The organism is Lactiplantibacillus argentoratensis, from assembly GCF_037290055.1.
GTDB classification, from domain to species: Bacteria; Bacillota; Bacilli; order Lactobacillales; family Lactobacillaceae; genus Lactiplantibacillus; species Lactiplantibacillus plantarum.
This window is the reverse complement of the sequence record NZ_CP147647.1, coordinates 97,843-110,682: the sequence shown is the minus strand read 5'-3', so window position 1 is coordinate 110,682 and position 12,840 is coordinate 97,843. Positions and strand designations below refer to the sequence as shown.

The following is a 12,840-nucleotide window of genomic DNA, read 5'->3' as shown; positions in this document are numbered from 1 at the left end:
AATTTAATTAATTCCAAAAAAGCCATGCATAAACCAAGCGGCAATTGCTGCCCCGACAAAGGGCGCAATTCCTGGCACAATGATACCGTATTGCCAATCACTATCGGCTTTATTGGCAATTGGTAAGATGGCGTGTGCAATCCGGGGCCCCATATCTCGAGCTAAGTTCATTGCGAACCCGGTTGGACCACCAAGTCCCATCCCAATGGCCCATACAAGTAGGCCAACGCCAATTGGCACGATTCCCGGCGTTTTAATCTCAGAAATCGCTAAAATACCCGAAATAAAAATAAATGTATCAAATAATTCCACAAAGAAATTCCGTGGTAAGTTACGAACGGCTGGTGCCGTACAGAATAAGTTCCGAATTGTAATGGGTGAAATCTCATCTGTTGAGGCTTTAAAATGATCAGCATACATGATCCAAACGATCACTGAGCCCACGACCCCACCAAGCACTTCCGCAACGGAATACGGAATAAATAAGGACCATGCGATGTTTCCTAATAGACACTGCGCCAAAACCATTGCCGGGTTAATGCAAACATTGCCAAAAATGAATAAGGCAACGCTAATCCCAAAACCCCAAGTTGTAATGGCAAAAATATGACCGGAACCCCGATACTTGGTTCCCTTTAATACGGAACTACAATGAACACCCACCCCAAAAATAATCATTAGGGCTGTGCCCATAAATTCAGCAATCAACTGATGTACCAAAAAATTACGCCTCCTCATCTAATTGATCTACCGCCACTAAGGCTGCCTGGTAGACCGTTCTAAACGGAATATGAAATTGCTGCGCCAGCTGGGCACAATCCGCATATTCCGGCATCTTCTTCTCAATATCTTGATATGTCGCCACTTTAACTTGAACGTCACCGTACGGCGTTGCGACCGTCAGGAAGTGCCGTTGCATAATAGTACGTTGCCACGTCTGGTAACGTACACCAATCGTCGTCGTTTCTTGTAAAATCAACTTAGTCAGTAAGTCCTTATCGTTAACGTTTCCCAAAACCGTTAACTTTGTCGCCGGCCGATCTTTCTTCATCTGAATGGGCGTGAAAAACACATCGTATGCGCCCGCCGTTAATAACTGGTTCATCACGTACCCCAGTCCTTCACCCGTCTGATCATCCAGATTAGCTTCAATCATTAAGACAGCATCAGCCGTCCGGTTAACGATTTGCTGACTTAGTTTTTTTTTTCGAATAATACGGCTCGCAGTGCATTGAAACCACCCGTGTCCCGTTTACCAAACCCATAACCAACTCTAGTTGGCACGGCATTTTCCGGTAACGGTCCGAATTCACGTACGAGCGTCTTGACCAAGCCCATCCCAGTGGGGGTAATCAATTCAGTATGCACATCCAACCGTTGTTGAATCGGAATGGCACTACCAACTCGCATCTGCATCACGGCTGGTACGGGAACTGGCATCTGACCATGGGCAACGTTAATAAAACCACTACCATCACTTAACGGTGAAGCCATGATGGTATCAATCTGCATCAATTCCAACCCAATACAGCAGCCCACAATATCAACAATCGAATCCAACGCGCCCACTTCATGGAAATGAACTTCAGCTAGTGGCATGTGATGAACCGCTGCTTCCGCTTGCGCAATTTCCATAAAGATCGCTTTCGCGTGGTGTTTCACGGTATCTGATAAGTCACTGCCGTCAATTAACGCCTCAATATCAGCTAAATGACGCGCTTCATGATCATGATGATGCCCAGCTTCATGCTGATGATGGTGATGTTCCACAAAACCATGGTCCTTACCACCCGCAACCTGAACATCAAAGCTCGTGCCATAGATGCTACTCTGGGCTTCCCGTTGCTGCGTTAATTCATAACCGTGCACGTGTAACTTAGCCAATTCGGTTTTTAACTGCTCAAAATCAAGTCCTAAATCGAGTAACGCGCCCAGAAACATATCACCGCTAATCCCCGAAAAAGCATCTAAATAAAGTGTTTGCATTTATCTTCTCCTTGTTCAGTTAACTGAATCTTACATTTGATTGATCATACTAGCTGAGTAAGCGGCACCAAAGCCGTTATCAATGTTGACAACGGTAATCCCCGACGCACAGCTATTGAGCATGGTCAATAGCGCGGTCATACCTTGAAAACTAGTACCATAACCAACGCTGGTCGGCACTGCAATCACGGGCTTATCAACTAGTCCACCAACGACACTGGCCAGCGCACCTTCCATGCCCGCAATCACAATGACCACCCGGGCACCACGAATCACATCCAACTTGGCAAACAGTCGGTGGATTCCCGCAACACCCACGTCATAGACTCGTTCAACACGATTGCCAAAAGTTTCCGCGGTTACTGCTGCTTCTTCAGCAACCGGTTGATCGGAGGTCCCCGCCGTCACCACGGCAATGTACCCTGGTGTTTTCGGTGCGGGTTGTTCCCCGACCGTCATACACTGCGCAGTGGCATGATAGACAGCCGTTGGTAACGCTGGTTGGAGTGCCGCGAATTTTTCTGCGGATAACCGGGTCGTTAAAATCGGTAACGTCTGTTGGGACAAGGCTTGCACGATACCCACAATTTGGGTTGCCGTCTTACCAGCACCGTAGATGACCTCAGGAAAGCCATTGCGGCGTTGACGATCTAAATCGACATTGGCAAAACCTAATGCCGCTGTTTTGCCTGCTTCTAACTGTTGGGCAGCCACCGTCGGACTTAATTGCCCTGCCGCCACTTGTTGCAATATTTCTGCTGTGGTTGCCATACTACTTCACAATAACGCCTAAACCATCAGGAATAACCGTCACTTTAGCGGCTTGACCCTCGCGTGCGTAGGCCTTTTCCATGGCTTCATCTAACGTCTTGGCTAGTTCCATATGCATATTCGTAATCAAATCAGGATCAACGAGGTCTGACACAAAAATCACGTGATGATGAACTAAGATTCGAGCAAAGATTTGGGCCGTCCATTGGTCAGGAATAGTTTTAAGCCGTGGCGTGTTGATTGCTTGGTCCAGGAATTCCTTAGGATCATCAACGTCAGCTAAGTTGTGATAAAACCCTTCACCACCGTGACCATCACGAGCACCGGCAACCATAATAATCGTGCCGCCTTCTTTGTTTGTTGCTTCAGCAGCGGTCATTCCTTTAACGGCCTGATAAATATTTTGATCAAGCGGATAACCACCATTCGTCGAAATCGCAATGTCACAATCAATGGCTGGTACACTAGAAAGTTCTTTGACAAAGTCACAGCCCACTTTATGGGCGGCTTCCATGTCACCGGCAAATGACCCAATGATTTTTTTATCTTCGTCTAAAACAACATTGATAATAAAGGCAAGTTTAGCGGTCCGAGCAGCGTACACCATATCCTTATGAATCGGATTATGCATTAAATTACCGGTCCGGGCCTTCGGTGAGTTAATAAATTCGCCGGAATGGTTCGCCATAATCGTCTTGTATGAAGCAATCCCAGGTAAAACGGACTTCCGACCACCTGAAAAACCAGCAAAGAAATGTGATTCGATAAAGCCTTCAGAGATTAGCAAATCTGCTTCAGCAGCGACTTTATTAATAATGCAATCGCCGCCAGATGGTAATTGGCCAATCTTGACCATACTACTGTCATCGGTTGAGACATGCATCACGATTTCTTCGTTATTGACGATGTCTTCACCATACTTATTCACCAATTCTTCGTGGGTTGATGGCCGATGGAAACCAGTAGCTACGAGGATCCGAATCCGTGCATCGGGCGCCACTGACCGTAACCGCCGCAATAGGATCGGGGTGATAATATGTGAAGGAACTGGGCGCGTGTGATCGGAACTAATAATCACAATATTGTGCTTCCCACGAGCAAGTTCCTCCAGCTTATCGGAGCCGATTGGATTATCCAGCGACTTCTCGACCGTTTCCTGTTCTGATAATTTGTTATGATATGTTGCAGCTTGCGACACTAACTTACCGGCGTAATTTTCATCATCAATCTGAGCCGTAATTGTGCGCTTGTCATATGGTAAATCAATTGCAACCATGACTTTTAGCCATCCTCTTTCTCTAAAAACTAATTTTTACATGCACGTTTTGTTATACTAGAAGACGGATAACTTGTCCGTTACATTTTAAGTTTTCAAAAATAGTTAACAAATGTATACTTTAAATGCGATTGTCACAATCATGAAAACCGCTATGCTTAAGTAGCGTTATCGTCGTGATTACTGTTGAGAATCGCTATTTTTACTGACCTCAACCTTAAAAATTATTCACGAAAGAACTGAAAAACTAAGATGGTATTAACTGATATTGAATATTTACTAAGTTATTTGGAAGCCCATCACGTGCCGACAATCAAAAAAAAGCGGCATACTTACCTGACCTATCATGGTTTAGCCGAACACTATACGTACGTCTTAAAGGACGGCATCATCAAAAACAGCATTATTTTACAAGACGGTCGCGAATATAATTTATCTTATATTGCCAAGCCCGACGTGATCTCCCTGCTGCGTGATGAAGTTTCTCGTTCTACGGACCAACCGTTTAACGTCCGTATTGAGTCCGAATACGCCACTTTTTACCAGGTCAACCGGGTCGCTTTTTGGAAGTACGTCAACAGTACGCCTGAACTGCAAAACTACGTTAAAAATTATTACCGTAAAAAGTTGTCCGAAAACATTCTTCGACTGCAACGGATGGTCATGAACGGTAAAAAAGGAGCCATTTGTGCCTTTATCTATAGTCTTGTTGATTTGTTCGGACGAAAAGTTAACGAAGGGATTCTGATTGACTTTGTGGTCACCAATGACGACATTGCCGGTTTCTGTGGTATTAGCTCCCGGAGCAGTGTCAACCGGATGCTCAAGGAATTACGAACAGACGGCGTCATTACGGTCAAAAATCACAAATTTATTATTCAAGATGTTAGTTACCTCTTAGATCAAATTGCAAATTAGTGAGGTGCTCATCCGTGCATATTCCGGATAATTATTTAAGTCCCGCAACTTGCGGAACGTTGGTCACCGCGATGGCTCCCGTCTGGACCGTCGCCGTTTTAAAAGTTAAAGTTCAAATCAAAAAACATCATGAAACCCTGCCAATGCTCGGCATCGCCGCTTCATTGGCTTTTTTAATTATGATGTTCAACTTGCCGATTCCAGGTGGGACCACGGCTCACGCTGTCGGGGGAACCCTGTTAGCTGTCTTGATTGGCCCATGGGCGGCGTGTCTTGCGCTGACCGTGACGTTACTACTACAAGCCTTATTATTCGGTGATGGCGGTATCCTAGCCTTTGGTGCTAACGCGTTGAATATGGCGGTCATTATGCCGTTTGTCGGCTACGCCTGCTATCGCCTAGGTCAAAAATGGCACCATGAAAAGTTGGGGCTCGCAATTGGTGCTTACTTAGGCATTAATATGGCGGCGCTAGTTGCTGGTATCGAGCTCGGGTTACAACCCATACTGGCTCATACGGCAAGTGGTGCGCCGCTCTACTGCCCATACGGCCTCAACATTACGATACCCGCAATGTTGACGGCTCACTTATTAGTCGCCGGCTGGGTCGAAGTCGTCTTCACACTGCTTGTCTTTCAATTTGTAAAACGAGTCGCACCGACTAACCTCTATCAGACACCCACTCGGCGCAATCAGCGGCCGTGGATCGCACTGCTACTCGGATTAGCGGTGTTATCACCATTAGGCTTGTTGGCTAGCAATACGGCTTGGGGCGAATGGAGCCCCCAAGAATTACAGCAACGGCTAGCGCAACAACATATCAGTACTCACGCGCCTCAAGGAATGGTCCACGGGTTCCATTTTCAGGCCCTGTTCAGTGATTACGCCATCGCGGGCTTACCGGTCAGTGTGGGTTATATTTTATCGGCCATTACCGCTGTTTTGATTTTCTTACTTTTGATTCGAGGTCTTCAACATGAAACCGACACGTCCCAACACTGATATTCCAGCTTGGCTGCAAACTACGACCACCACGCCAACACCTGCTATTAAAGCGAAATTTTGGCAACGTAATCAGCGTCACCTACGCCAATTACTCAGTCGACTAGCACAGCCAGCGCCAGTCACGGCAACGTCTCATTGGCGCGTTGCACCGCAATTCAAATTAATTCAGCTCCTGTTGCTCGTCATTTTAATTGCTTTAAGTAATAATCTCATTCTGTTATGGGGCCTAGCACTATTAGTTGGGTGCCAATTATTATGGTTACCTCCACGCCAACTGCGCCGTTTTATGGGAAGCTGGCTAATCAGTGTTGGGATGGCCATGCTGTTCGTATTACCGAGCTACTGGTTAGCCGGTCCCACCACGCTATTATTCTTTGGCCTTAAAACCAGTCTAATGCTGGCAAACGCTCAATATTACCGTCTAACCACGCCGTTTCAAGATTTATTGGCTGGCTTGAAGGCACTCCATTGCCCTGATCTATTAATTATGACTTTGGCCATTGCCATCACGTACTTACGAATGCTCGGCCAACATCTATTGCTGACGATGGAAGCACTAGAATTGCGGACGGTCGCCCCAACGGCTCATCCATACCGTTTAATCGGCGCATTATTTGGTAATTTATATCTTAAAAGTTACACTTATGCGCTAGAACTATACGCTGCCATGGAAGCACGCGGGTTCAATGGTCATTACGCGCGCTCAACCGGGCGTCGTACCCATTGGCGCGATTATCTTGCCCTGAGCCCAGCGATTATTGTCTGGATATTATTTATTTTTTGGAGGCATTAACGTGGTATTGATTAAATTGGTGAATATTTGCTATGATTATCCTGATACGTGTGGCTTGAAGGACCTCAGCTTAACGGTCAACTCAGGCGACTTTGTCTGTCTAATGGGGCCCAATGGATCTGGTAAATCGACCCTTTTACGACTATTGAGTGGATTAGCTAGTCCAACTAGTGGCACTTATCAGTTTCACGATCAGCCGATTACGACCACTTATCTCGCTGATGCCCAAAATCGACAACAACTTCATCAGCGGATCGGCATGGTCTTTCAAAATACTGATGTTCAACTATTCAACACGTCGGTCACTGAGGAAGTCGCTTTCGGTCCCCGACAACTCGGTTTATCAGCAGCCATGGTTGCGCAACGCGTCGCCGACTGCTTACAATTAACGGACTGTGCTAACTTAGCAGACCGGGTCCCTTACCAACTTTCAGGTGGTGAAAAGAAGCGCGTGGCACTAGCCAGCGTTCTCGCCTTGAACCCTGAAATTTTATTGTTAGATGAACCGCTGAACGGCTTAACAATTGCCGCTCAGCAGCAAATGCTAACCCTACTGCAACGGCTACAAGCTGCCGGCAAAACTATCATTATGGCAAGCCATAACTACCAGCAAGTCCAAGCCGTTGGTGAACGTTTCATTATTTTTAACAGTACCCACCAAGTCGACGCTGACCTAACGCGCGCTGATCTTGATCAGCAACCCGCTTGGCAAGCGCAATTGATGACTTTATAATTAAGAGGAGTTGAGAAGAGATGCTTAATCCAAATACTGAGATCCATCGTGGTTGGAACCGGCGCGTTGTGACCGGTAAGACTTTAGCTGAATGTGATGAACGTTTAGTAAAGTATTTAAACGACCAAGATTATGGTTCTGGTGAATTCGTTGTTTTACACGAAAATGACGGTAGCAACGAAAACACTGGCTATGATTTACCTGATGGCGATAACTGCTACATTAGTTTCTTGATTTATAACAGCCGACTTTAAGTTGGTGGTGACAAAAATGCTTACTGGTGGATGATCGCCAGTAAGCATTTTTTGTTAAACTCACAAACTATTCTGATTTTAAGCCCAACTCGGCTAACATGATTCGTGCAAACGCCACTAAGTTTGGACGTGACCATCGTATAACCTGTTCGTCCTGTTGACCAGCATAGGCTGCTAACGCTTGCCTGATCAATGGCTGCCACTGTGCTGGCAGCTGTTGTAACCCCCATTCACCCCCGGCCTGCTTAGAAATAATTAACTGATCTTGCTGGTAAGCGCGAACTCGACAAAGGTTTAATACCGTATACATTGGTAACTGAACGATCGCCGTTTCAGCATTCGCGATATCAGACTTGATACTGTCCCAATAGGCCGTCGCAGGAACGGGGCCAAAGACCGTTGTAATAGCTGGCCCAAGTAAGACTTGTCCCGCTGCTTGGAGAATCGTTAAGTGGGCAGCAAGATCAGGATCCGTGCCGTGCATCGCTTTTAGGTAGGCTAGCGGTGCCCGTTGATAATCCTCATAATGGTATTTTGAAAAATGAAAATCGAATGGGCAAGGATGCACAAAATGCTGGGTTGCACTCAGTAACAGCACGTGAAACTCCAATCCCTTGTGTGGCGCTAATGGCCACAATTGCGTTATGGTAGCTGTCATTAACTGCCGTTTTTCAGCTAATGTTAACGAACGCCGAACAACGATCAGATAGTCTAAATCGCTCACCTGTTCGTTATATGAGCCTAAAACATAGGATCCATACAGGTAAATACCAACAAGGTTTGTTTTTAAAATTGCGGTGGTCGTTTGTTGAATGGCTTGTAATAACCGTGGTGTTGATGTCATCATCAAACCACTCCCCTCTAAGTCTTGAGCTTAGCGATAGCCACGAAGATACTTAACGCGCTTGATCCAAGCACGATCAACGTAAGGAAAAACCGCCTGATGATCCAGCCAATCATCACTAGCTGCATATTCATGCTTAATCAACCATGCTTCATCGAAAAGCTTTTCCCAATCACGTTCGATAGAAATAGTGTCGTTCTCCATAAATCGCGCGCCTATAATCGGTATCGTCCAGGCCTCAAAGTTCATTAACAATACCAAGTCATCAGGGATATCGAGCCACAAATGCACAATGGCTACCCGGCGGTCGGTATGTGGAACAATTGGGCAACCAATCGTTGATTGTGGCCACGCCCAAATCAACGCATGTTGGGCATTTAATCTTACCCGGCGGTGCTGATACTGCTGACGTAACCATTCATAGGCCCGAATCTCTGTGTCCCAGCCAATATCAAAAGGTGTTTCGCGCGATCGCGGTGTCGTTAAAATATTGCCAGTTTGTTTGATAAATGAGCGATGCTGATAAGTTTCTAATAACATATTTTCTCCCGTGAAGATGTGTTACGGTTCGTGCGTATCATATCATACAACGCACTAAAGAAAATAACGGACTGCCAAGTGCCAGATGTTTCACGTGAAACATTCTACTTCAAATAAACACGAGTCAGTGCTTCGCACAACTTTTCATTACACTCTTGAGCGTTATGAATGGTCTGCAAAACTTGTTGTTCATCACCTTGTGGCTGTGTTAACGCCACCCACACGTCAACGTTCGCTTGATGAACATCATCACTCAAATGTGTCGGCAAAGCCGTTGAACTTTGCGGTGTGGGTAGATTAATTTGTTGTAACGTTAAACCAAGTTGATCAATTGCCTTAATTAGCGCCGCCACTGGTGCTTGCATTGGTTCTGCCAACGTCTCACTTAACTGTCGAAAGCCACCGCTATCTCCTAGTGCCCAGTTGCCACTAAAGCCAACCGCGTCAATAGGGTCATCCGTCCGACGATAAGTCACATATCGAACTGGCATCGGTCCCTGAGCCAAGAGTCCGGGCATCGTTTCCAAGTTCGCATTGATCTCAGCTAAAGGTAATTCTCGGAAATCATGGCCGACTAGTTCGTAACGACCACCAACCAATTGATAATCAACTAGTCCCATCGCCTTAATCAGGCCAGCTTGCACTTTGAAACCATCGTAACCAACTTTTAACGCATCGAACACATCAATCGCTTGCGCGTCGGTTCGAAAACCAAAGTTGGGCCCCGCCCCTTCTGGATAAACGAGATTACATTGATACTGAAACGACATGCCGATTACACCTAAGTCTTGATTGGCCCGCTTCGCTTCATCACTAAATTCACCGAAATAACCGGCTACAACTCTAAAGCTCATGTTTAGCCCTCCTTAATCTTGTCACCGCAATATTGAATCCGTTTACATTATTGATGTCATTATAATTTTTATTCGCGCATAATGAAAGTAATTAATGCTTGCAGCCGTTATTAAACGCCACGCAATCAATGCCACGCGACACTATATTAATCCTCGGTTTATTTACGAACATCGTTTTCTGTTTGACTAAATTTATAGTTGAACAATGTTTTTCCAGCTCTTGACAACTGATTTTCAAAAGCGGTATACTCACTTCAACAAAATATCGTCCTTATAAACCAATGAGGTGGAGATCAAGATTATCGTGCCCGCACAGAGAGTCATCGTTGCTGAGAGTATGGCCGAACGCAGGTAATTAAATGGACCACCGAGGGCTTTGCCGAAATTAACGCCAGTTAAGAGTACGGAAAGACGTGCGACATACGTCAGTTGTCAGGGAAATGTTAGTTTCCTATGGAGTAGGAGTGTACGCGTGATTTAATCGCTAAATTGGCGAACACTCAATTAAGGTGGCACCGCGGTTATCAAACCGTCCTTAACACAGCATTGGCTGGATAAGGACGGTTTTTTTGACGATAAAAACGGGGTAAAATAAATGGTCACGAAACGATGGCAAAACTCATGGATCAAACTAACCAAATACAATTATATTTTTGGAGGATTTAATTATGAGTTTATCCGGAACACACAAATTAATTTTAACAATCGGCAGCGTGGCTATTATTGGCGGCATCGGGTTTACCGTCAACGCCCACTCGCACCCAGCTACGACTAAACAATCACAAGTTATCAATCTATCAGCCGGCTCAGAAATTATGAGCTTAGATCCCGCTAAAATGACGGACAGCGTTTCTAATAGCCAAGTCACCCAAGTTGACGAGGGACTCTATCGGTTGAACAGTCAGAGCCAACCCGTCAACGCTTTGGCTACTAAGACAACTGTCACCAATGGTGGTCATACCTATACCATTCAATTACGCCACGATGCGCGCTGGAGTAACGGTAACAAGGTGACCGCTCACGATTTTGTCTATTCATGGAGACGAACTCTTGATCCAAAAAGTAAATCCGAATTCACCTATGTCTTCACGAACATTAAAAATGCCGACGCCATTGCAGCCGGCAAGAAAAAGCCATCAACCCTTGGTGTCAAAGCTAATGGTGACTATCAATTAACAATCACGTTAAGCAAACCCGTCGCCTACTTTAAAAAGATTTTAGCTGTTTCGACCTTTTATCCGGTCAATCAAAATGCTGTTAACAAATACGGGAAGAAGTACGGGACTTCAGCCGCGACGACCGTCTACAACGGGCCATTTACGCTTACTGGCTGGACCGGGACTAATAATACTTGGACCTTAAAGAAAAATCCAGCTTATTACGATCACAAACTGGTGAAACTGCACCCAATCAATTATCAGGTTATTAAGTCCAATACGACTGCCTATAATTTGTATCAATCTAATAAGTTAGATAGTGTAACACTTAATGGCGAGCAGAGTGTCCAGAATAAAAATAATCAAGAACTCAAAACACTTGCGGGTGGTCAAATCAGCTTTATTCAATACAATCACCATGACCATGTAGCAGCCAACCGTGAACTCCGCACCGCTTTATCCTTAGCAATCAACCGGTCGCAACTGACCAACAAAGTTCTAGAAAATGGTTCGCTTCCCGCCAAAAGCTTTGGTGTGCGCAATATGGCTAAGAATCCTAAAACTGGTACCGATTTTGTCAATGATGCGACCGTTGATGGTACTGTTAATTATAATCTCAACCAGGCTCGAGCCGCCTATCATAAAGCACAACGACAATTGGGCAAAAAATCGCTAACGTTAACGATTACTTGTGGTGATGATGACAACTCACATCAGGTCGCTGAATTCATCCAGGGACAATTGACCAGTCACCTCCCCGGACTAAAGGTAACAATCAAGGCAATGCCATTTACCGCAATGCTAGGTAAAGTTTCCAAGGGAGCCTTCCAGCTTAATTTAACTAGCTGGAGTATGGATTTTGCCGACCCTTCACAATCATTAACAATTTTGACTGGCGACAGCAACTCCAACATGGGCCACTATCAAAGCAAGGCTTACGACCAGGCCATGCAAGCTGCCGAGGGTCCCGATGCTTTAAACGCGACCAAGCGCTATCAAGACTTAGTCCAAGCCGCTAAAACGGCGCTAACTGATCAGGCTGTGACCCCACTCTACGAAGGCCGTTCCCATCTGCTCGTTAAGTCGCACTTAAAGGGCGTCATCTATAATAATTTCAGCGGTGCCGCCAATTATCGGACCGCATATGTGAAGTAACGCCTCATAGTTGCTCCTAAAATTACCCGACCAAAAAGCGTTTCAAGACCATAGCTTAACCTAAGCCGGCCTTGAAACGCTTTTAGTATAGGAATCCAGTGTTAATTAAAAGTCAGTGTTTGCTTCTCGCCACCAACACCCGCGTCAACAAAAAGATCAGTTAGTTTTAATTCAAAAACAACGAGTGTCGATCCAATAGCATCCCAGACTTGTTGATAATTCGGAACTGTTTCTAAATATTGGGGTAGCAAGTCGGTCATCGTCTTAGTTGACCGTTGTAACTTAACGTGTTGGGCTCGTAGATATGGATTGCCCGCTGTTCCATCATTAGGAATCGTAATGAATGCAATATCCGGATTCTGGTCATAAACCTTCAAAGCGGGACTCGTCTTAACTGATGAGAAGTATAGCGTATCTGGTTGTGCTTCGTACCAGACAAAGTTAACAATTTTAACATCTGCTTCATTATTGACGGCCGTGCTGAGGGCAATCTTATTAGTTGATTGAACCACTTGTTTTAATAGTGAAATATCCATGCTCATAGACTCCTTCGAT

Annotated in this window: 15 protein-coding genes; 6 read left to right on the top strand and 9 right to left on the bottom strand. The window is 45.3% G+C overall.

All coding sequences use genetic code 11. The features are described 5' to 3' along the window. Nucleotides 1-3: 3 nt before the first annotated feature. Genes larD through larA form a run of 5 tightly spaced genes read right to left on the bottom strand, consistent with a single transcriptional unit; the run spans nt 4 to nt 4,033 of the window. Nucleotides 4-720 (bottom strand): D/L-lactic acid transporter LarD, encoded by a 717-nt coding sequence (larD, locus tag V7R88_RS00490; RefSeq protein WP_003643656.1) that lies wholly within the window; start codon nt 718-720, stop codon nt 4-6. Between the two features lie 4 nt (nt 721-724). Next, nucleotides 725-1,156 (bottom strand): nickel insertion protein, encoded by a 432-nt coding sequence (gene larC, locus V7R88_RS00485; protein WP_003641714.1) that lies wholly within the window; start codon nt 1,154-1,156, stop codon nt 725-727. A gap of 38 nt (nt 1,157-1,194) precedes the next feature. Further along, a complete protein-coding gene (locus V7R88_RS00480; RefSeq protein ID WP_003641713.1) occupies nt 1,195-1,986 on the bottom strand; it encodes a LarC family nickel insertion protein in 792 nt (263 codons plus the stop codon). A gap of 30 nt (nt 1,987-2,016) precedes the next feature. Further along, on the bottom strand, nt 2,017-2,757 hold the full coding sequence (gene larB / locus V7R88_RS00475) for a nickel pincer cofactor biosynthesis protein LarB (protein ID WP_012778339.1): 741 nt from the start codon (nt 2,755-2,757) through the stop codon (nt 2,017-2,019). Between the two features lies 1 nt (nt 2,758). Continuing rightward, complete coding sequence (larA, locus tag V7R88_RS00470) at nt 2,759-4,033, bottom strand: nickel-dependent lactate racemase (protein WP_003641711.1); 1,275 nt, start codon at nt 4,031-4,033, stop codon at nt 2,759-2,761. A gap of 252 nt (nt 4,034-4,285) precedes the next feature. Between larA and V7R88_RS00465 the strand changes: the two genes are divergently transcribed. Genes V7R88_RS00465 through V7R88_RS00445 form a run of 5 tightly spaced genes read left to right on the top strand, consistent with a single transcriptional unit; the run spans nt 4,286 to nt 7,735 of the window. Continuing rightward, nucleotides 4,286-4,951 carry a Crp/Fnr family transcriptional regulator gene (locus V7R88_RS00465; protein ID WP_003641710.1) on the top strand — a complete coding sequence of 222 codons (666 nt, stop codon included), beginning with the start codon at nt 4,286-4,288 and terminating at the stop codon, nt 4,949-4,951. Between the two features lie 14 nt (nt 4,952-4,965). Beyond that, nucleotides 4,966-5,952 carry a cobalt transporter CbiM gene (gene cbiM, locus V7R88_RS00460; RefSeq protein ID WP_003641709.1) on the top strand — a complete coding sequence of 329 codons (987 nt, stop codon included), beginning with the start codon at nt 4,966-4,968 and terminating at the stop codon, nt 5,950-5,952. After that, a complete protein-coding gene (locus V7R88_RS00455; protein ID WP_003641708.1) occupies nt 5,927-6,748 on the top strand; it encodes an energy-coupling factor transporter transmembrane component T in 822 nt (273 codons plus the stop codon). The genes cbiM and V7R88_RS00455 overlap by 26 nt, the downstream gene beginning before the upstream one ends. Before the next feature lies 1 nt (nt 6,749). Continuing rightward, nucleotides 6,750-7,481 carry an energy-coupling factor ABC transporter ATP-binding protein gene (locus V7R88_RS00450; protein ID WP_003643653.1) on the top strand — a complete coding sequence of 244 codons (732 nt, stop codon included), beginning with the start codon at nt 6,750-6,752 and terminating at the stop codon, nt 7,479-7,481. Nucleotides 7,482-7,501: 20 nt separating this feature from the next. Beyond that, nucleotides 7,502-7,735 (top strand): hypothetical protein, encoded by a 234-nt coding sequence (locus V7R88_RS00445; RefSeq protein WP_003641706.1) that lies wholly within the window; start codon nt 7,502-7,504, stop codon nt 7,733-7,735. Nucleotides 7,736-7,802: 67 nt separating this feature from the next. Here V7R88_RS00445 and V7R88_RS00440 read toward each other — a convergent pair whose 3' ends face one another. From V7R88_RS00440 to V7R88_RS00430, 3 genes are all read right to left on the bottom strand, one after another. Continuing rightward, complete coding sequence (locus V7R88_RS00440) at nt 7,803-8,582, bottom strand: aminoglycoside adenylyltransferase domain-containing protein (RefSeq protein ID WP_214334773.1); 780 nt, start codon at nt 8,580-8,582, stop codon at nt 7,803-7,805. A 27-nt stretch (nt 8,583-8,609) separates the two neighbouring features. Further along, nucleotides 8,610-9,119: a hypothetical protein gene (locus tag V7R88_RS00435; protein ID WP_214334775.1), complete on the bottom strand. Its 510-nt coding sequence runs from the start codon at nt 9,117-9,119 to the stop codon at nt 8,610-8,612. A gap of 104 nt (nt 9,120-9,223) precedes the next feature. Next, nucleotides 9,224-9,973 (bottom strand): hypothetical protein, encoded by a 750-nt coding sequence (locus tag V7R88_RS00430; protein ID WP_214334777.1) that lies wholly within the window; start codon nt 9,971-9,973, stop codon nt 9,224-9,226. Between the two features lie 668 nt (nt 9,974-10,641). Here V7R88_RS00430 and V7R88_RS00425 point away from each other — a divergent pair. Next, nucleotides 10,642-12,285 carry a peptide ABC transporter substrate-binding protein gene (locus V7R88_RS00425; RefSeq protein WP_214334779.1) on the top strand — a complete coding sequence of 548 codons (1,644 nt, stop codon included), beginning with the start codon at nt 10,642-10,644 and terminating at the stop codon, nt 12,283-12,285. A gap of 101 nt (nt 12,286-12,386) precedes the next feature. Here V7R88_RS00425 and V7R88_RS00420 read toward each other — a convergent pair whose 3' ends face one another. Continuing rightward, nucleotides 12,387-12,821, bottom strand: coding sequence for a pyridoxamine 5'-phosphate oxidase (locus tag V7R88_RS00420; protein ID WP_003641701.1), 435 nt, complete (start codon nt 12,819-12,821; stop codon nt 12,387-12,389). Nucleotides 12,822-12,840: the final 19 nt, after the last annotated feature.

Excerpts from the sequence above, each read along its gene's own strand:
- V7R88_RS00465 (WP_003641710.1), top strand. The coding sequence starts at position 4,286 with ATGGTATTAACTGATATTGAATATTTACTAAGTTATTTGGAAGCCCAT.
- V7R88_RS00440 (WP_214334773.1), bottom strand. The coding sequence starts at position 8,582 with ATGATGACATCAACACCACGGTTATTACAAGCCATTCAACAAACGACC.
- V7R88_RS00480 (WP_003641713.1), bottom strand. The coding sequence starts at position 1,986 with ATGCAAACACTTTATTTAGATGCTTTTTCGGGGATTAGCGGTGATATG.
- larB (WP_012778339.1), bottom strand. The coding sequence starts at position 2,757 with ATGGCAACCACAGCAGAAATATTGCAACAAGTGGCGGCAGGGCAATTA.
- V7R88_RS00430 (WP_214334777.1), bottom strand. The coding sequence starts at position 9,973 with ATGAGCTTTAGAGTTGTAGCCGGTTATTTCGGTGAATTTAGTGATGAA.
- V7R88_RS00445 (WP_003641706.1), top strand. The coding sequence starts at position 7,502 with ATGCTTAATCCAAATACTGAGATCCATCGTGGTTGGAACCGGCGCGTT.
- V7R88_RS00435 (WP_214334775.1), bottom strand. The coding sequence starts at position 9,119 with ATGTTATTAGAAACTTATCAGCATCGCTCATTTATCAAACAAACTGGC.
- V7R88_RS00420 (WP_003641701.1), bottom strand. The coding sequence starts at position 12,821 with ATGGATATTTCACTATTAAAACAAGTGGTTCAATCAACTAATAAGATT.
- V7R88_RS00425 (WP_214334779.1), top strand. The coding sequence starts at position 10,642 with ATGAGTTTATCCGGAACACACAAATTAATTTTAACAATCGGCAGCGTG.
- V7R88_RS00455 (WP_003641708.1), top strand. The coding sequence starts at position 5,927 with ATGAAACCGACACGTCCCAACACTGATATTCCAGCTTGGCTGCAAACT.
- larC (WP_003641714.1), bottom strand. The coding sequence starts at position 1,156 with ATGATTGAAGCTAATCTGGATGATCAGACGGGTGAAGGACTGGGGTAC.
- larA (WP_003641711.1), bottom strand. The coding sequence starts at position 4,033 with ATGGTTGCAATTGATTTACCATATGACAAGCGCACAATTACGGCTCAG.